Here is a 20,028-nt window from a genome sequence, read left to right on the forward strand (position 1 = left end):
ACATTTTAAGTTAGTTAGACTAATAGTATTTGAAAACTATACTGTCTTGGTTTTTAAGCTAAGACAGTATAGTTGATTTCTAATTAGACCTTTTAATAAAGCATATTTACTACTAGTCTATTCTTATGTTGTCGATATAGAAAACCCCGTCTTCTGTAGTCAATTCGCCATCGCCTATACTAACAGGATTATCTGGCTTTATAACCAATTGATTTGCTTCAAAATTAGGTGGAATTCCAGTAAAAACAACTTCCAGTTCAACCCATTCATTGGCCGCTGCTGCAACCACTGTAACTTCACCCGGAAGTCCTATACCAGGAGCATTAGGATTATTATTTACTCCAAAACGATAAGAAACATTTGCTCTATCAGAATATACTAAGACTTTGAGGGTTGTCGAAGCTAAATCGCCAATTACATCTACGTTAGGAAATGCATTTTGCACTCCAGCAAACCTAGATGTACCAATTGCTTTATTAATTCTTAAAACATTTGCGGAGGTATTTAAGCCTGTGGCAGAAGGGTTTGCTGCTAACTCTACTGAAATAGAACCATCATTTGTAAATGTCCCTAAAAATGTTTCACAAGCTTCAAAAGTAGCTGGTAACGATAAAGCATCAGTAGGAGTATCAGTACAACCGCCTCCTGTACTACCACCACCATTGTCTGTGTAGAAAAATACGTTGTCCACAAAGATATTTGCCGTCACCCCATCACCTAGAACATCAAAAATGATTTGGTTGATAGTTGGGTCGTCAGGCAGTGGACCTTCAGGACCGGCCGAGGGTACCAAATCTGTAATGGCCACATCGATGGTATTCCATTCACCACCTGTCAAATTCACCTCTACATCCTCTCTGGAAGTAGGAGTAGTAAAGGAAATGAGACCGGCCCTGAACGAAACATCCTCTGCCACCCAAATATCCATACTGAAGTTGGTCCTTGAGTCAAAACCTGCATCATTTTGTATTCCAACAAAATCAGTATTATCGTACCTCCATACGTCGTCGCCGGCAACCTGTATCTCTGAGAACGTAGCTCCGTCACCGTTTCCAAAGGCCCTGGTATTCGTGCCCGCTACATTGGTATAAGCATTGCTGAACACCGAGGTCACATCTGCCGCATTTTGGGTCGGTGTTGGTGCGGCCATTGTTGGTTCGGTGGCCACGACAGTAGCAATATCAAGTACAATATCATCAAAGTAATATGTTCCATCTGCGGTGATAGCGCTATCCATTTCATCATTATCTGGCTTTATGACCAATTGGTTATATGCTGTTGGTCCACCTGGTAAATTTGTAAAAGTGACCTCAACTTCTGTCCATTCGTTAGCGTTTGGAACGGTAATAAAGACAGGAGCAGGATTTCCTGTTGGAGGATCTGTCTGTGGATCTAAAGCCAACTCAAATCTGAACACTACATTTGCTTTCGTTGAATAGATTTTTGCTTTAAATACATTTGTAGTTGTTAAATCAAAATTATTTTCAAATGTATTTTGGATTCCTGCAAAGAAATCTGCACCAGCAGCCTTATCCACTTGCAATACAAAATCTGAAGTATTGATACCTGTTTTAAATGGATTTTCTACAAGTTCAGAAGTTAGTCCGCTTCCAAAGTTAGCATCGGAAAGAAAAGTTTCGCAACCTTCAAAATCCAATGGAAGTGAAGTAGCAGCCACAAGTGTATCTGAGCATCCAGCAGTTTCTCCACCGTCTCCTCCTTCAACCAAGGATACATTGTCTATCACAACGGTTCCAACAGCAGCTCCCAAGTCAAATAACACTCTGCTGTCAGCTCCACCAAATCCTGTAGCCGACAATTCAAGTGTAAAGGTTTGTGTATCCGTTGTTAAATCAACCGTTCTCGTATCATTGGTAAAGGGGTCTACATTCAGACCAATTCCAGCGATTATGGTTCTAACCCTATCCGACGAAGCATCAAAAGTCAAAATATAATTGGTTCCTTCAGTAAGATCAAGTACCTGACTCAAGTTTACATTAAAGGCATCGCCTGCAGTTTCCACATTAGCAAAATTGAAGCTATTTCCACCTTCGGTTTGTACATTAGCGGCATTACCGCTCCAACCTTCAGACCCATTTTCGAAATCACCATTGGTCAAAAGTCCACTATCAAACGGTGGCGGTGGTTCAGGTAAATTAATGGTTAATTCATCCTCAAAGACATCTGATGCTCCCGCCGTATTCGAAGCGGTCAGTTTTACGGTATACGTACCACTTACATAAGTTTTGACAGGATTAATTTCAGAGGAGGTGGTTCCATCCCCAAAATCCCATGCATAGGTCTGTGCCTCTTCTGAAATATTGATAAAGGTAACTATACCCGCATCTTCATCCAGGGTAAAAGTGAAGCTTGAGATAACCTCTGGTAATGTACCTTCATCGTCATCATCGCATCCAAAAAAGGATATTGCAAGAGTAAAAAGCACCAAGTACTTTGCTTTGTTTAGTAATTCTTTCATAGTCTTTATATTTTGAGTTTAGTTAGTTATTGTTTGTATACGCGCACGTAGTCCACGATCATAGTCTGTGGAAACTGAGTTTCAGCATTTGGGGATCCAACAAAGGTCCCACCTACTGCAAGATTCATTAAAATGAAGAAGGGTTTATCAAATACCCACACTCCTTCACCATCTGTTTCTTCATCCACATCTTCAGGAGTAATTTGATTGTAAAGCACATCATCAACATAGTAATTGATAAAATCCGGACCCCATTCAATTCCGAAAGTGTGGAAACCTGTATCAAAGCGATCGTTTTCCAATGTAAATTCCTTAGAAATAGCATCACCTCCATTGTAGCCCGGACCATGTACACTTCCAATAAGGATTGAAGGTTCCTGACCGCGATATTCCATGATATCAATCTCACCAGCACCTGGCCACGGATTTTCATCAATATCTGCACCCAGCATCCAGAATGCAGGCCATATCCCCTGCCCAAAAGGCAGTCGGATCCTGGCTTCAAAGCGACCGTATTGCTGCTCAAATTTGTCTTTGGTAATCAATCGTGCTGATGTATACTGAGAACCTTCAAAAGATTCCTCACGAGCGGTAATCAACAATACCCCGTTTTCAACCCGAACATTGTCAGATCGGTCGGTGTAGTATTGCAACTCTTGGTTTCCCCAACCGTCGCCACCGGGTCCATTTCCTATATCGAAGCTCCAAAGTTGGTCATTTGGTGCTCCTTCCGTATCAAAATTTTCGTCTAAAACTAAATTGGTAAATGTAGCCACTGTCTGTGTTTCATCTGTTTCACAACCGGATATAACGCTCATTGCAATTACCCCAAGGCATATTAGCACTGTCGATTGTATTGTTTTAATAGGTATATATTTCATAATCATTTTTTTCGATTTTAAATGCAACATCATTCCGTGAAAAAGTAAATGTTATCGAATATGAAGTTTGGTCCTCCTGCTAAGATGAGTGCTCCAAGATTGTTTCTTTGAGCAGCTAAATTTCCGTCCAGAGGAATTTCAATTGAGGTCCATTGTCCAGGTGTCAACCCTTCTATCAAGAATCTTCGGTCAACATCATCCCCATCGGGAAGTCCTGTAGTAGTATTTGTTTCCAATACTTGGTTGGCACCGACATCCCTAATCTGTACGTCCACAGCTGTGGATTCATCAAATGGATATACATCAATATGAAGTGTTGTACGGCTAGTACCGTCCAAGGTATTACTGAATACGATTCCTGTAAAGTTATTGTTGGTATATACCAATGCATCCTCATCGTCGTTTGAAAGGAGCTGAAAGTTAGTTGTAGACCCCCCAAAATTTGGCTCAAAGATGCTTTCAACCGCATTAGCATATTCATTACTGAAGATAGAACTCACATTTTCTGCCAATTCCATAGGGAGTGGGGCAGTTGGTAAAACACCGTTGGAAGCAATATCCAAAGAGCCCGATGCCCGAACATTGGCCAATTGCGCAGTAATGGAAGTATTACCTGCCCCTACTACTACAATTTCGCCCGATTCATTAACTATTGCAACTGAACTATCAGACGAAGAAAAATCGAAATATGCCGGAGCCGCAGAAACCGTTTGATTTATACCAGAGGATAGGTTAAATGTTTGACTGAGTCCTGTAATCACGAACTCAATACCGTTAACAACCGGAGTAGAAATATCTTGTCCAAAAAATATAGTTGGACTTGGCTGGGCTATAGTTCCAAGTTTTTCAAAACGTAGTTCATCAATCCAAAACGTATACCCAAAACCATTGGTGGTTTGTGTTCCTGCCGAGAAAAAAAACATTCCCCTTTCCTGTATCAATTTTGACGGATCTGGAATAGGAATGATAACTTTTCTCCAATCCGTAGATAAGCGTATGTTCTGGGCAATAACTGCAAACTTATTTTCCTCAAAATCAGTTCCAAAACCTACTTCCCCAATGGTGGCGGTAATGGAGCCTTTTACATAAAAGGTCAAGGCATCAAATCCGGTAAGATCTCTACCATCACCTCGATCCAGGAAAATACCTCCAATAAATCCTCCATCTGGGTCATCTGGAGCGGGTACATCAATTCGAATAGAAGATGACCCTTCAAAAGCCACGTTATCATCAGTACCAAAGCCTTCGGGATTAGCACCTTCATTTGGATCAAAAGAATCAAAGAATTCATCCGTAAGTCCTACAGGAGCATCTGTAAATATATCCCCGTTTGACGAGAATGTTGCAAACTGTACATCATCTGAAAAGTCTCTTTCACAACTTGTAAAAACAGCAATGCCCAAGCTAAAAAGAACTATAAAACGTAAGTGTATATTTCTAATATTTTTCATTTTTCAATCTTTTTATTTACCAATGTTGATGTGTACATATGTCATAATCTCCCACTCGTTACCATTACCAAATCCAACTGGACTAATTATAGGTTCTTGTGAAAAAGTGTTGGGCGGTACCGCGTTTGGCAAATAACGTGGTGAAAACTCATTTAAGGATCTCCATGTACCACGAATTCCTATTTGTGTGCTTGGTAAAATAAACCAGTCAGGCTTACCAAGAGTTGTAGAGATATCCAACATCAATTGTACTGGGTACGTTAAGTTAAAATCTCGATGGTAATCAAATGGTCCCCAATCGTTAATTTTTTGGGTATACTGTACTTTCCAGTTGTTATAAATCATTCTTACATCTCCACCAAAACGCTTTATCAATCGTTCACTATCTCCATTAGCTTGCCCGTTGCCATAGTAGAAATTTCCAATTAGACCAAAATCCGAACCAAGTTTGGATACCATTCTGGAATGGACTTCCCATAAATCTTCAGCGGGAACCGAATTTGGGAAAGCAAAGAAGGACCTGTCGGCGTTGAAACCGATATATGAATCAACGGTCGTAGGAAGGTGACGATATACAAACCCAAGATTCATTGCGAATTTGGCATCCTCTGATCTGTCATTGTCCCACTCGTACATCCAAGTACCCGGGGTAGGGTCGAAAGTCAAGAGAATCTCACCGGCAGTGGTCTCTCTGTTGCTTCGAACGGAAAAGGGATCATCAAGATTGTTTCTTAACCTACCAGGGCCTTGCACATCTTGCGGCATGGCCTCTACCAATGGTTTTTGCCACATGAAATTGGGAGCTATCTGAAAATTTCCTGTGGCTATGGTAAATCCAGAAAATACACTGGTTACATTACCACTTCCCGTATCCCTTAATTTCCAACCGGTAAAAGTCATAGTTTGGTCAGCACCACCATTGGCAATTAAACCCATAGCTGCTGCTTGCCCGTACCAATTAAATTTTCCGCCTTCATAGGTAAGTTTAGCTTTACCGCCCCAGTTATCACTGGCTTGAATCCTATCTTCAAAAACAACATAGTTTCCAGGTGTACCCCTAACATCTTGGAATGAGGTTCCATTCAAAGGGCTTCCAGCCCAAATACCCCCAAGATGGACCCCAAATTTGCCGAACTCCCTTTCAATGGCCAATGTGGCTCTTTCGGTCGGCCAAAAGGGGATTACACCACTTCGTACTTGATTTGCATTCAAGACCCGACGTCCACTTTCATCAAAAACCAGATTGGTTTCAAAGTCTCTATGGTAAATACCGGTAACATCAAATTTTCCAATATGCTTTTTGTACTTGAAAAGCATGGTTGGATTTGCTCCCCACCATAATTGAGGACCAATAGCGGCTTTCAATCCTTTTAAAGGGCCCTTGCCGTCAATTTCCATTCCCAATATTTCACCATTGTAAATATCTAGGTTAGGGCCATAGTTGGCTTCTGGATACAATCCGAAAAAGTCACCTTCATAACCCCAATGATAATGACCTGTTCTAAAGAAACCTCTTAGATCAAATTCTTTGGCATTCCATTCAAACTCTGCTTGATATACCCGAATTCTATTTACATCCGAAACAATTACATCTCCTTGGTCAGTACTTACATCAATTGGACGGGAATTATTCTCATAAAAAATCTCATTGATTGGGTTTTGCGCCACATTACCAACAACATTCATATTTACCTCTGCTCTCATGTTAGGTGCAGGGTTTCCTTCTACTCCAATAAAATATGACTGCATGTGATCGAATCCTAACTGATTTGGAAAGGTGTTAGGGTCGTCCGGGTCAGGAGTATCCGGTGTCGTAATTAAACTACCTCCTGTACTGAAGGTTGAGAACTTTGCTTGAAGGTTGCTGATACGAAGCAGATTACTTTGCTCTCCATTTAATGCAGCTTTATCACCCCGTGCCTTAAGCACAGCATCCATTAGCTGGATGTTGTTGAAGTGGTTTGTTATAAAATCCTGATTTACTCCCTCTTCATAAGGATTTAACTGATGTGCGTCTTTTAGTGCGTAGTATGCTGCACGTGGATACAATTCGTAGAGTCCCCTTGGGTTGGTCGCACCTTTGGCACAAATCCCAAACCATTCTTCGTTCATATTGTTGGCACCTGGAGATGCTAAATCCCTAGAATACCCGCCATTGGACCACGAAGCATTGTTGTCATGCACATCTGCATTTTCTCGATCATCAAAGCCAAACTTCCACCACCCATCGCTAAATTGAAAAGTAAATCCACCTAAGGAGTTTCCGGCTTTTCCAATTCCTGCAGCATTCTCATAGATTTCTTTCCAGTTCTCGACCATATAATAGGCCTGGGAATATTGGTCTTCCTTATTTTCGATGGCATTAAAGGCGTCTGCCCCAAACTCCGTGAACATAACAGGTTTGTTCAATTTCTCTTTTACCACTTGAAACATATCACCAAAAGAAGCTCCACGATAGGTGTTGGTTCCATAGATGTCCACATCTTTACATTCTTCGGCAACGATATCTATAAAGAGTACGTCCCCATTGCAAATGGCTACCGGATGGGATGCATCCATGGCTTTCATCTTTTTTGCAGCCTCATTCATTAATCGGTACATAGGTCTTCCGCGGCTTTCCCCTATAAAATTGATTCTTCCTTCATCATCTGGAAAGTCTTCGGTTTCCGCTCCTGCCCAGAACAGCCCATAGTTGTTTTCATTACCAAGCAAGTACAGCAAAAGTCCAGGAGTGTCCTTGTACCCATTGACCAACTCTTCCATTTCTGTCATTAAAAACTCCATGGTCGTAGGGTCGTCATAAATTGTGACGGGAGTCCAAACTCCGTTCAGCGTCAACCCATAACGTCCAAAAGAGTGGTTGAGCATAGTATAAATACCGTAATTTTCATAGATGTACTTAATCCATTTTGCAGGAACGCCCGTGTATTGTCGAATCACGTTTACGTTCATGTTCTTGAGAAGTGACATCTCAGTGTCGAGTCCAGCTTTAATTACATCATCTGGTTTTTTCCAAAATGCTGCGTTCACTGTGTTCGTACCAATTGGGATGTAATCCCAATTCATACCATTAATCATGAAGTCCTCTCCATTGACCACCAGTTTCATCCCCTCTTCGTTACTTACGACGGAAACCTTGTCTGCTTGCGCGTACAATCCCACCGTACATAAAAAGAGTAGTAATCTCAGTAAATTGTTTTTCATAGTTATGTTTAGTTTAATTCAGTTATTCGTTATAGGTATCATTGTTTTGGCTGGTATGAAATAGATACAATTTGATTTTGAGCTTCAACTATAAAAATTTCCAACCATTCCTATCTACACTATTTCGAATGGTTAAACTTATCCTAATGAATTGATAACTCCATAAAAAATGCCTCAACAAAAAACATACATCTTAAAAATTGATGCTAATTTTTACGATATCTTTATAAAAGCCCATTTTTAGTGGCTTCTACGGCAATTCGAATTCCATCGCTTTTAGTGAGAAATTAGGTATGTATAGGTAATGTTGAGGTAAAAAACAGAAAGTGTAAAGGCCAAAAGCTTCAAAAATGTAATTTACAACGTTTTCGTTACGCGAAAGATTCATTTTTCAGTAAAGTGGCTATTACTAAATATATACTCGAGGGGCAGAAATAATACATAGAGAAACAATTTCTTTAGAAGATAATTTTAGTTCCGAATAAACATCGAGTGGAACATTATTAAAAAAAGAATTTCAAGTTAAAGAGAGGGTAGTGAAAAAACTTAAAGTTTAAGAATATAATTGACCAGATTTGCATCATGGTCCAAGTTCATTTTTTTCCGAAGCCTGTATCTTTTAATTTCGACACTACGTGCTGATATGTTAAGAAGTGGTGCTATTTCCTTTGATGACAGATTCAATCTTAGATAGGCGCATAGGCGTATATCATTTGGGGAAAGGTTAGGGTGTGATTTTTTAAGTTTCTTCAAAAACTTGCGATCGGCATTGTTAAATGCTTCTTTAAAAAGTTCCCAATCATCATTTTGATTTAGACTTTTATCAATAATAGTAACGATAGGCCTAACCGATTCTTTGTTTTCAACACTGGATACAAGCTGTTCTTTCACCTTGGACAATAATTCGTTCTTTCTTATAATACTTAATGTGGAAGCGGCGAGCTCGTTACTCTTACTCCTAAATTCTTCTTTGAGTTGCTCATTTTTAATCTTGATGATTTCCTTTTCATTTTGGGCTCTTTCCAATGCCATTTGTCGCTGATTTTTTTCAATCAGTTTGCGTTGCTTATTATGATAATATCTTCGATAAAGGCTGTGGATAAATATCGATGCTAAAACAAATGCCACTACATAGATAGCAAGCATAGTACGCGATATATACCAAGGTCTTTTAATTTGAAAAGAATACGTAGCCGTGTTGCTGGAGACCGTATTCCCTATTTTGGCCCTAACCTTGAAAGTGTATTCGCCATATGGAAGGTTTTCAAAACTAATGGCCGCGTCTTTTTTCCACGAACTCCAATCTGGATACATACCCAATAACTGGTATTGGTATTCCGATTTTAAATATTTTTTATATTCTGGAGCGTAATAAGCTATTTCAAGATTGTTTTCATAACTCTCAAAATCCCCTTCCCTATTCTTGTCCAATAGGCTATTCTGTTTCGTACGGTCGTTTTTTCCAGCATTTCGAACCGTCGCAATTTGTACTGAAAAATCTTGTTTTGGGAAAGCGTCGATATTAACCGTAAAATATCCAGAACTGGTACCAAACAAATACTTTTTATTTTCGTTCAGTGCAGTAACGTTTTCATATCCTACAATATCATTTCTAGTATCTATGGTCATAGGAACAGATTTAATAATTGGTTTTGACGCCAGATTACTTTCTGAAATATATTTGACCCCAGATTTGGAAAATATCCAAAGAAAACCATTCTTTTCATCAACAGTCATTTTACCCGATATGTAATCTCCATCTGAGATGGCAAGGCTTAGCAAACTATCCTTTACAAAGCTATTTTTGTCTTTATCATATCGTAAAACCCCTTCTTCAAAACAGTATAATAAGTCACTACGATACTTCTTAATTCCAGAGTTGGAACCTTTGACAACCGTATCGATGTCCACATTCAATGCCTTGGTTAAATCAGCATCTATCTTTATTGTAAAGAGCCCTTTGTACTCATGGTTAACAAATATCTTTTTATCAAAAAATTCAAAATATCTAGAAGAGTGCTCAAAACCAGAAATCTTGTTCTTGAGTTGCCAAGAACCATTGGTGTTCTCGAGAAGGTACAAGCCATCGTAATTGCCCTGTAGAAGAACCTCTGGTCGCCCCTCCATAGGTTTAATGTTCCAAGTACCCTGTACATTCGCTATTTTTGAAGCCTTGTCGTTTTCTATTAAAAATGTACCTCTATGATGTCCGCAAAACAATTCATTAGCTATAACATTCAATGACCAGACTTGGCCTTGCGTTCCCGGGATACGTTCAAAATCCGTAGTCCCGCCCATTCTTTTGTAAAAAAGCCCCTGATTGGTTCCAAGATATAAGTTTCCATGGTGCAAGACAGAAGCATATACACTGCCAACTACTCCTCTACTATCGTGATAGACATTGATAGGTGATGTTAGATTTATAAAGCTTATACCATTGTCAAGCCCCAACCAAAGATTACCATCCATGTCCTCAAATAGGGATAGGATAGTATTGTTACGGAGCCCTTTGAGTTGGTCAATATGATTCAACAGCTTTCCATCTTTATCCAAATGCAATACCCCATGTGCAATCGTACCAAGGGCGTACGTTCCGTTCTTGAGCTTTAAGGCACTATAGACACTTACTTTAGAGAGTAAGGTGTCCGCGGCTATTTCCCATGGTGTAGTTATTCCTTTTTCAACTTTAAAAAAACCTTTATTCCGGGTAAGTACCAATAAGCCATCCTGATATTGAAAAATATTGATTACTTCATTTTCCAAAAAAAGTTCACTATCGTATCTGAGGGATTTAGAATCGTTTTCTATTCGATACAGCCCCTCATGCAACGTTTGGAAATATAGATTTTGATTGAAATCAAACACCTTCGGCAACGTGGTTTCAGATTCAATGACGTTGACCGAATCATCCTGAAGATCATAAATGTAGAAGTGATTAAGAGATTGAAATACCATTAACCGATCAATGCTTAAAATATTCCAGAATTCTTCGTCCTGAACCAAATCCTGTTTTATTCTTTTTGATAATGACGTATACTGGAGCTTGCCAAGCATGTTTTTTTCCCAATAGCCAAACTCCATGTAACAACCTGTATAAATACGCTCTCCAACAACTTTCACTGATCGTATTATGGTCTCGTTCGGTGATGGGAACAATGTCCATTTAGCACCATTGAATTCTAAAAGTCCCTTGCTGTTAGCGACATAGATAAGTTTATCTTTTGATTGCGATATAGCCCAATTTTGATTTTCGGCCTTATACTCGGAGGGTAAAAAGTTTTGGACAGGTGGTAACTCTTGTGCCGAGATGATTATCCCAACAAAAAAGAGCATTGGTGACACTATTTTGCAAAATATATTCACTTGTATACCTGACTTACGAGTTTAAAATTCACAACTAACTAAAAACTAATACGCTACTAAAATGAATTAAGTGCACTTATGAGATAAAGCATGATGAAGTATGGGGGTTATGACAATGATATCTTTCCTTTTTCCCGTAAATTAAGCAAAATGATTTTAATCGGAGGAGAACTACGACCACTTTACAGATTATCTATTAAACTCGTATCTTAACAGCTACATTTAAAAATTTTACATCTTCAAAAAACAATGACAACCTCATGAAAGTAGACATCACAAACTCAAACCTAAACTTCAGCGTGTTTTTTGCAATACTATTTTGCTGCATAACAAGCATTTCACTAAATGCACAAACCGAGACCAAACTCATGCACCAACCTGCATTGAGCGATACTCACATTGCCTTTATTTATGCCGAAGATCTATGGATTGCCAATAGGGATGGTTCCAACCCTAAACGCCTTACCATAGATGAAGGGATTGAATCCAGTCCTATCTTCTCACCAGACGGTAGCATGATTGCCTTTAATGCTGAATATGACGGTAATATGGATGTTTTTATCATCCCTTCAAAAGGGGGCATCCCTAAAAGACTGACTTGGCATCCTTACAACGATTTTGTGCGGGATTTTACTTCGGATGGAAAAAATGTACTTTTTGCATCGCAACGAAATTCCCATACAAACAGATATCTTCAATTGTATACCATACCCATAGACGGAGGTGCCACTACACAATTGGATGTCCCCAATGCTTTTTGGGCCTCGTATTCCAATAATGATAACTATATCGCCTACACGCCTATATTTGATGCTTTCAACCAATGGAAACACTATCGCGGTGGACGCATTTCACGAATTTGGGTCTACAATACCGAGAATCATAAAGTAGATGAAATTCCAAAGCCGAATGGGGGAAGCAATGATACCCAACCCCAATGGATAGGTGAAGATGTCTATTTTAGGAGTGACCGTGATGGGGAATTCAATCTGTACAGTTATAATACGGCAACAAAGTCCGTCAAAAAGCATACAGATTACAACGATTTTCCCGTAATCGGTCCTAGAGCACATAAAAATGCTATCATCTACGAGCAGGCTGGAACGCTACATATTTTTGATACTGCTTCTGGTACTGATAAAAAACTGACCTTAACCATTAATACCGACTTATTGGAATTGCGTGAGCGTTTTGTCTCTGGCAAGGAGTACGTCCGCTCAGCCGCCGTTTCTCCTTCTGGTGCAAGAGTAGTTCTTGATTTTAGGGGAGATATCGTAACAGTGCCCGCAGAAAAAGGAGATGTAGAAAATATTACCCAAACTACCGGAACCCACGAAAAATTTCCGCAATGGTCTCCAGATGGAAAATCTATCGCTTATTTTTCAGATGCTTCCGGGGAATATGCCATGCATGTGCAAAATGTAGAAAACGGTTCTGTCAGAAAAATCGAATTAGAGGGAACGGGTTTCTATGCAGCTATAAACTGGTCTCCCGATAGCAAAAAAGTCTGTTATGTGGACAACGGCAGGAATTTGTACGTTACCGACATCGCTTCTAAAAAAACTACTAAGATTGTTCAAGATGACCTTTTTGTTCCCGGTGATATAAGAGAATTGTTCAGTGATTGGTCTTTTGATTCAAATTGGGTTGCCTACACCAAGGTAATAGCCACTAATTTTGAAAAAGCGTATCTCTATTCCCTATCCGAGAACAGGTCGTATGAACTTACAGATGGCCTCTCCAATGTAACGAGCCCTGTTTTTGATCCTAGTGGCAAGTATGTTTATCTATTGGCATCAACCGATGCTGGGCCACTGGTCAATTGGTTTGATCAATCCAATACCGATAAAGTTTTGACTACATCGATATATTTGGTAACCCTTCAAACAGATGTGGTGTCGCCTTTGAAAAAACAGAACGACATTGAAAAAGGAGAAGAAAAAGAAGAACCCAAAGAAAAAGATGTCCCAAAAAATAAAAAACAAAAGCCCGAAGCTCCCAAAACACTAAAAATAGATTGGAAAGGTATCGAAAATAGGATGATAGCCCTACCCGTAAAAGCAGGAGTGTACAGTGACCTTTCCAGTGTTAAGGAAGGTGAACTGTACTACATATCCTCTTCCTTCCACTCACCTGAATCACACCTCAACAAGTTTACTTTCGACAAAAGAGAATCCGAAGAGCTGCTACCCTTAAACAGTTATCAGATTGCCGCAGGTGGAAAGAAAATGTTCTATAACAACAAGGGAGCTTGGTTTGTTTCCGATGTTGGCAAAAAATCAGAAGAAGGACCTATAAACTTGGATGCAATTGCCGTGAAAATCAATCCTACCAAAGAATGGAACAATATTTTTTATGAGGCATGGCGCGTCAATAGAGATTATTTCTATGACCCGGGAATGCACGGAGCCGACTGGGATGCCATGAAAGTAAAGTACGAACCCTTTATAGCACATGCCGCCTGTAAACAAGATCTGTATCGAGTTATGCAATGGATGTTCAGTGAATTGGTCGTTGGGCACCATCGTTTTGGCAGTCGTGGCGATGAGATGAACAAACCGGAAGAGATTCCCGGGGGACTTCTGGGCGCTAACTATAACGTAAACAACAATCGTTATCAGATAAACAAGATATACGGGGGACTTAATTGGACACCAGATTTAAGGTCGCCACTCACAGAACCTGGAATAGATATCACCGAAGGGGATTACATTATCGAGGTCAATGGTAAAAATGTAGCGGGCACCGATAACATTTATAGCTTCTTCGAAAATACCGCAAATACGTTGGTGGACTTGAAAGTGAGCAAAAGTGCGGATGGAAGCAATGCAAAAACCTTCAAAGTAACCCCGCTAGCCACTGAATGGGCCATCCGAAACCGAGATTGGGTCGAAGGGAACATGAAAAAAGTACATGAAGCCACAAACGGAGATGTTGCCTATGTGTACGTACCCAATACTGCCACAGCCGGATTCGAATACTTTAAACGTTACTTCTTTCCTCAGGCAGACAAAAAAGCAATCATTATTGATGAGCGCTACAATGGCGGTGGATTGTTGGCTGATTACTACATTGATATTCTAAAACGTCCAGAACAAGCGTATTGGAATTTTAGGTACGGGCAAGATTTAAAGTCCCCAAGTGCCTCAATTCAAGGTCCCAAAGTGATGATTACGGATGAAACCGCCGGTTCCGGAGGTGACTATCTTCCTTGGATGTTCAGAAAATTCAAAGTAGGGACCATTGTAGGGAAACGTACTTGGGGCGGCCTAGTTGGGGTATTGGGCTATCCGGAGTTTATAGACGGTGGCGTAGTTACTGCACCAAACCTGGCATTTTATACAAAAGATGGATATAGGGTCGAAAACGAGGGTGTGGCCCCGGATATTGAAGTGGAACAGCTACCCGAACTGGTTATAAAAGGGCAAGACCCGCAATTGGAAAAAGCCATCGAGATTGTCCTAAAGCAACTAAAGGAAAATCCGCCAAAGAAAATGGAGCGCCCTGCGTATCCCATAAGGACAAAATCTTAAAAAATTGAATTCTTTTTGAAATTAAAAAGCCTGAAAATATGATGTTTTCGGGTTTTTTATTGCTATGTGATACCAGAAGGATTCAAATCAAGACCACTACGCCACAAGAAACAAGAACCATGATAAAAGTTTAGTTTTCTTGGTTCTTCTCCCTTTGATTGGTTTCTGAATATGACCAACTAGATATAATCCCCCGGCAGCGCAAGAAAATACCAATAAAGAAACTACTGCGATACAAGCACAGATAGTAAACCCATTACATCCCAAATTCAAATAAAAGTCGACTTTTGGACCTGGGCAATGCCATAGTGTAATGCCCGTGCAAAATTGAAATAAGCACTTTTTGACGAGCCGCTACAATACTCCGCACAATAATTTTACGCCAAAATATAATGTAGGCATATCATATGCCGGAACAAATCTTTAGACCTATGAAACACAAAGTACTTCTTTTATTGATCCCCTACCTCTTTATAGCGGCATGTAGCAAGGACAATGATAATGGCACCAACAAGAGCGGCGCCAAGGAGATGGTCTCGTTCACCTTTCTGGCAAGCGATAACGACGAACTCAGCGAAGATGCAAAGGCCGTTCTGGACAAAGGGGAAAAGAAAGCCACCGTGACCCTGCCGAACGGCACCCCGGTAACATCGCTCAAGCCCGTTATCGAAGTCTCACAGGGCGCAACGATAGACCCGGAGGACAAAAAGGACACGGACTTTAGCAGTGCCGTACAATATACCATTACAGCCGAGGACGGCAGTACCGCAGTCTATACGGTCAGTGTAGCGCTAAATGCCGCTCCGGAGAGCTTTACTTTGACAGCGCCGGAAAAGGACGCCACGGGAATATCCGCATTCCCTTCATTTGATTGGGAGGCCGCAACCGACCCTGATGGTGATACCCTTAGCTATAACCTATACCTGGGAACGGAAGAGGACGCATTGGAACTGTACGCCAAGGACCTTGGTGCTACCGTTTACGAACCAGATGTACGGTTGCTTACCTACCAGACCTATTATTGGCAGGTGGAGGCCCTGGACGGTAAGGGCGGTGCAACAAGAAGTGGTATCGCCGCCTTTACGGTTAAGGGACTGGACTTTGAAGCCGAGGCGGTAACAACCGATGCCCCCTTTGATGCAAGATTCTATCATACTTCCGTAACGTTCGACGGTAAGCTATGGGTCATTGGAGGATTCTCTAATAATGAAGGTAATTTAAACGATGTCTGGTACAGTGAGGACGGGGCGACCTGGACACAGGCAACGGATGCAGCAGCTTTTAATGGAAGGAGTGGTCATACCTCAGTAACGTTCGACAATAAGCTATGGGTCATTGGAGGGTCTGGGAATGATGGAACTGAATTTAACGATGTATGGTACAGTGGAAATGGATCGAACTGGACACAGGCCACAGGGGCAGCGCCCTTTGATGCAAGATCTCTTCATACTTCAGTAACCTTCGACGGTAAACTATGGGTCATTGGAGGTTACAACGATGATAGTGGGAATGAATTAAACGATGTCTGGTACAGTGGGGATGGGGAGACATGGACACAGGCAACGGATGCAGCTACCTTTGATAGAAGAGAGAGTCATACTTCCGTGGTCTTCGATAACAAGATATGGGTCATTGGAGGTTATAGTAGTAGAGGTCAATTAAACGATGTCTGGTACAGTGGGGATGGGACGACATGGACACAGGCAACGGATGCAGCGGCTTTTAACGCAAGAGATCTTCATACTTCCGCAGTGTTCGACGATAAGCTATGGGTCATTGGAGGTAGGCCTGGCAGCAGAGTTTCATCAAACGATGCCTGGTACAGTGGGGATGGAACGACTTGGACAGAGGCTACGAGCGCAGCGGCTTTTAGTAAAAGATATGGTCATACTTCCGCAGTGTTCGATGACAGGCTATGGGTCATTGGAGGCAGTACTGTTGAAGAAAATGATTTTAATGATGTGTGGGCCTTTGGCGCAGATTAAGGACCTGTAAAAGCTTCATTCTGGGAATAGAAAACCGGTAACGAAATTTTGAGTCAACTCAACTTTGTTACCGGTTTTTCCATGTATTCGTGACCACGGTAGGATTTTCTCAGAACATCCTTACAAAGCTCCGCTTTGAAAATAGTTCAAATAAAAAAACGCTCAAGCAAGCTTGGCGTTTTTTTATTTGAACTACTTATTCGTGACCACGGTAGGATTCAAACCTACGACCGCTGGAGCCGAAATCCAGTGCTCTATTCAGCTGAGCTACGTGGCCTAATATTTTCCTTTCTCCATCTTCTTCCAGACGCTGTTTTTAGATACTTTTCCCACTCTCTTGCTTTCATTGAATCTTCAAAAGATTGTTTATACACTAAAACCCAAGGCAAAAAAGGTTTAGTCGACTTGGTATGTCCTAGATTATGTTCTTTAAGTCTTCTTTTAAGATTGGATGTCATACCAACATAAAACCTATCAAATCTTTCACTGTAAAGAACGTACACATTAAACATCTAAACAAATAATTTGATAAAGAATAGCTGAGCCCCGCCTGACCGGACGGGCAGGTACGTGGCCTTATAATACATCAAGAACTCAATTTAGCTTTTACAATATTGGAAATCGTCTTTCCATCGGCTTGTCCCGCCAATTCTTTGGAAACGACTCCCATTACTTTTCCCATATCTTGCATTCCAGAAGCACCAACACTATTAATAGTCTGAATCACTACCTTTTCTATTTCCGCTTCTGTAAGTTGTTCTGGCAAGAACTTTTCGATTACGGCAACCTGCTCTAGCTCTGGAGCAGCTAAATCTTCCCTGTCCTGTTCCGTAAAAATAGCGGCACTATCTTTTCGTTGCTTGACCAACTTCTGTACTATTTTCATTTCATCCTCCTCAGTAAGCGCTCCTCCCCCGCCTTTATAGGTCTTTGCGAGCAGAATTGCAGATTTAATGGCCCGCAATGATTCCAATGCAACGCTATCCTTAGCTCTCATTGCTGCTTTCATTTCTGTCATTACTTGTTCCTGCAAACTCATGTTCTCTTTATTTTGGGCTGCGAAGATAAAAAATAAACCCGAAAGTCTCTTAACTTCCGGGCTTAAGCTTTCCATTTATAATGGGCTAAATTTAAACACTACTAATCAACATTATCATGCAAAAAGGAGTTATTGGAGCGTAATTGTAAATCCTCGTTACTGTCTTCGCTCAATGTTGTTCTAGAAACCTTTTGTTCCTGTGGTGTATCGTTTAAATCCACACCCTGTCTTTTATAGGCAGGTTGTTTTTCTATTTCATCGATACTGTTTCTATTATTTTGAAATTTATAATTAAAGCTCTTTAGTTTCTTTCTTCGTTCATCTGCACGTTCCTTCAACAAATCATTGATAGAACTATTAAAAGGGTCAACAGTGTTTTCAGTTGCATTTTCACCTCCTGTAGAAGCTTCTGTCTTAATTGTTTTTTTCTCAAAGACCAATTCGTCTTCAACAATTTTAGGCTCATGGGTCTCTACAACGGATTTAGCACCTGTTAACTTGGTCTCCAATTCCATATATTCCTCTAGGTTGTAACGTGTTTCCCCTTGCTTGTTAAAATCCAAAGCCGGTTTTACTTCTACATACTCATTAACGTCCACATCATTTACGTTATCGTCCAAATCAAAAGTAATGGTGTGCTCTTTCTCTTCCTCTTCAGTTTTGTTCAATGGCATATCAAACGTGAGGGCAAACTGATCTTCATTAGCTTTTTCCGAAACAATCTCAGCATCAATAACTTCTATATCATTGAGAATCTTTTTTGCTTCGATAATTATAAAGTCCTCATCAACATTTTCAGGAACGACTTCCTCGTAAAAAACATTGAAGTTTCTAATGTAATTTGTTGTTGGGATTAAATCGGTCTCTTCAACAGGAACCTGTGGAGTCTGCTCCTCGACCTCTTCCATTTCAAGGGTATGTTTGACAATCTCTGGTTCTGGTTCCAAAACAGGTTTTTCAACCTTTATCTCTCGAATTGACGTAGCCTCTGTAGCAAGTTCTTGTTCCGCAGTTTGTTCATCTTCCAGCGTATAAAAAACTTTTTTTGTTTCCGTGTTGACGATATCATCCTGCTGATCTATATTAAAACCAGTTGCGATTACGGTAACGGCAATAGCATCTCCAAGGTCCTCATCCTCGCCTACACCCATGATGATGTTGGCACCATGACCCGCTTCAATCTGGATATAATCGTTGATCTCACCTATTTCATCAATGGTAATTTCCTGTGTACCTGAAACAATTAATAACAATACGTTCTTAGCTCCATTGATCTTATTATCGTTTAACAATGGTGAATCCAATGCTTTCATAATAGCTTCTCCCGCTCTAGCTGAACCTGAAGCCGAAGATGAGCCCATTATGGCCGTTCCACTATTTGAAAGGACGGTCTTGGCATCTCTAAGGTCAATATTTTGGGTATAATGGTGTGTAATTACCTCTGCTATACCTCTAGCTGCTGTTGCTAAAACTTCATCTGCTTTTGAAAACCCTGCTTTAAAACCGAGATTACCGTAAACTTCCCGTAGCTTGTTATTATTTATAACAATCAAAGAATCTACATTGGAACGTAATTTCTCGATTCCCAACTGGGCCTGCTTGTTTCGCATAGCGCCTTCAAACTGAAAGGGAATAGTAACGATACCCACCGTAAGAACATCCATTTCCCTAGCAATCTTTGCAATGACAGGAGCTGCGCCCGTTCCGGTTCCACCGCCCATACCAGCAGTGATAAAAACCATTTTTGTGGTACGCTCCATCATGGTCTTTAGATCCTCCATACTCTCTAGGGCAGCTTGTTCTCCAACTTCTGGATTAGCACCTGCACCAAGTCCTTCGGTAAGGGATACGCCCAATTGGATTTTATTGGGTACAGGACTATTCTGCAAGGCTTGCGAATCTGTATTACAGATTACAAAATCCACTCCATTGATACCGGCCTGAAACATGTGATTGATGGCATTGCTACCACCGCCACCAACGCCTATTACTTTTATTACGCTGCTATTGTTCTTCGGAAGATCAAAAGCTATATTGTCAAATTCGGTGCTCTTACTCATGATTGTTCTTATTACTTATTAGGGTATGCTCTA

10 protein-coding genes and 1 tRNA gene are annotated in these 20,028 nt (G+C 40.6%); 2 read left to right on the forward strand and 9 right to left on the reverse strand.

Annotation, left to right across the window (positions count from 1 at the left end):
• Positions 1–112: 112 nt before the first annotated feature.
• From KIM67_RS07480 to KIM67_RS07500, 5 genes are all read right to left on the reverse strand, one after another.
• Entirely contained in the window at positions 113–2,479 is a 2,367-nt protein-coding gene (locus KIM67_RS07480) for a PKD domain-containing protein (RefSeq protein WP_213830723.1), read from the reverse strand.
• A gap of 26 nt (positions 2,480–2,505) precedes the next feature.
• Positions 2,506–3,360, reverse strand: coding sequence for a family 16 glycosylhydrolase (locus tag KIM67_RS07485; RefSeq protein ID WP_213830724.1), 855 nt, complete (start codon positions 3,358–3,360; stop codon positions 2,506–2,508).
• Positions 3,361–3,389: 29 nt separating this feature from the next.
• Complete coding sequence (locus KIM67_RS07490; protein WP_213830725.1) at positions 3,390–4,811, reverse strand: glycosyl hydrolase family 16; 1,422 nt, start codon at positions 4,809–4,811, stop codon at positions 3,390–3,392.
• Positions 4,812–4,823: 12 nt separating this feature from the next.
• Complete coding sequence (locus KIM67_RS07495) at positions 4,824–8,015, reverse strand: glycoside hydrolase family 2 TIM barrel-domain containing protein (protein WP_213830726.1); 3,192 nt, start codon at positions 8,013–8,015, stop codon at positions 4,824–4,826.
• A 546-nt stretch (positions 8,016–8,561) separates the two neighbouring features.
• On the reverse strand, positions 8,562–11,348 hold the full coding sequence (locus tag KIM67_RS07500; RefSeq protein ID WP_213830727.1) for a triple tyrosine motif-containing protein: 2,787 nt from the start codon (positions 11,346–11,348) through the stop codon (positions 8,562–8,564).
• Between the two features lie 290 nt (positions 11,349–11,638).
• Here KIM67_RS07500 and KIM67_RS07505 point away from each other — a divergent pair, with 290 nt between their 5' ends.
• Complete coding sequence (locus KIM67_RS07505) at positions 11,639–14,911, forward strand: S41 family peptidase (RefSeq protein ID WP_213830728.1); 3,273 nt, start codon at positions 11,639–11,641, stop codon at positions 14,909–14,911.
• Positions 14,912–15,342: 431 nt separating this feature from the next.
• A complete protein-coding gene (locus KIM67_RS07510; protein WP_213830729.1) occupies positions 15,343–16,896 on the forward strand; it encodes a kelch repeat-containing protein in 1,554 nt (517 codons plus the stop codon).
• Positions 16,897–17,099: 203 nt separating this feature from the next.
• On the opposite strand, the gene KIM67_RS07515 is transcribed toward KIM67_RS07510, so the two are convergent.
• From KIM67_RS07515 to ftsZ, 4 genes are all read right to left on the reverse strand, one after another.
• A tRNA-Arg gene (locus KIM67_RS07515) sits at positions 17,100–17,173 on the reverse strand.
• Positions 17,151–17,408: a GIY-YIG nuclease family protein gene (locus KIM67_RS07520; protein ID WP_213830730.1), complete on the reverse strand. Its 258-nt coding sequence runs from the start codon at positions 17,406–17,408 to the stop codon at positions 17,151–17,153. The genes KIM67_RS07515 and KIM67_RS07520 overlap by 23 nt, the downstream gene beginning before the upstream one ends.
• 74 nt (positions 17,409–17,482) lie before the next feature.
• Positions 17,483–17,935 carry a GatB/YqeY domain-containing protein gene (locus KIM67_RS07525; protein ID WP_213830731.1) on the reverse strand — a complete coding sequence of 151 codons (453 nt, stop codon included), beginning with the start codon at positions 17,933–17,935 and terminating at the stop codon, positions 17,483–17,485.
• Positions 17,936–18,036: 101 nt separating this feature from the next.
• Positions 18,037–19,995 carry a cell division protein FtsZ gene (gene ftsZ / locus KIM67_RS07530; protein WP_213830732.1) on the reverse strand — a complete coding sequence of 653 codons (1,959 nt, stop codon included), beginning with the start codon at positions 19,993–19,995 and terminating at the stop codon, positions 18,037–18,039.
• Positions 19,996–20,028: the final 33 nt, after the last annotated feature.

This window comes from Flagellimonas sp. 389, assembly GCF_018449435.1.
Classification (GTDB): Bacteria; Bacteroidota; Bacteroidia; order Flavobacteriales; family Flavobacteriaceae; genus Flagellimonas.

Bases quoted from the DNA above. Each gene is read 5' to 3' on its own strand.
- KIM67_RS07480 (WP_213830723.1), bottom strand. From the start codon at position 2,479: ATGAAAGAATTACTAAACAAAGCAAAGTACTTGGTGCTTTTTACTCTT.
- KIM67_RS07485 (WP_213830724.1), bottom strand. From the start codon at position 3,360: ATGAAATATATACCTATTAAAACAATACAATCGACAGTGCTAATATGC.
- KIM67_RS07490 (WP_213830725.1), bottom strand. From the start codon at position 4,811: ATGAAAAATATTAGAAATATACACTTACGTTTTATAGTTCTTTTTAGC.
- KIM67_RS07495 (WP_213830726.1), bottom strand. From the start codon at position 8,015: ATGAAAAACAATTTACTGAGATTACTACTCTTTTTATGTACGGTGGGA.
- KIM67_RS07500 (WP_213830727.1), bottom strand. From the start codon at position 11,348: ATGCTCTTTTTTGTTGGGATAATCATCTCGGCACAAGAGTTACCACCT.
- KIM67_RS07505 (WP_213830728.1), top strand. From the start codon at position 11,639: ATGAAAGTAGACATCACAAACTCAAACCTAAACTTCAGCGTGTTTTTT.
- KIM67_RS07510 (WP_213830729.1), top strand. From the start codon at position 15,343: ATGAAACACAAAGTACTTCTTTTATTGATCCCCTACCTCTTTATAGCG.
- KIM67_RS07520 (WP_213830730.1), bottom strand. From the start codon at position 17,408: ATGTTTAATGTGTACGTTCTTTACAGTGAAAGATTTGATAGGTTTTAT.
- KIM67_RS07525 (WP_213830731.1), bottom strand. From the start codon at position 17,935: ATGAGTTTGCAGGAACAAGTAATGACAGAAATGAAAGCAGCAATGAGA.
- ftsZ (WP_213830732.1), bottom strand. From the start codon at position 19,995: ATGAGTAAGAGCACCGAATTTGACAATATAGCTTTTGATCTTCCGAAG.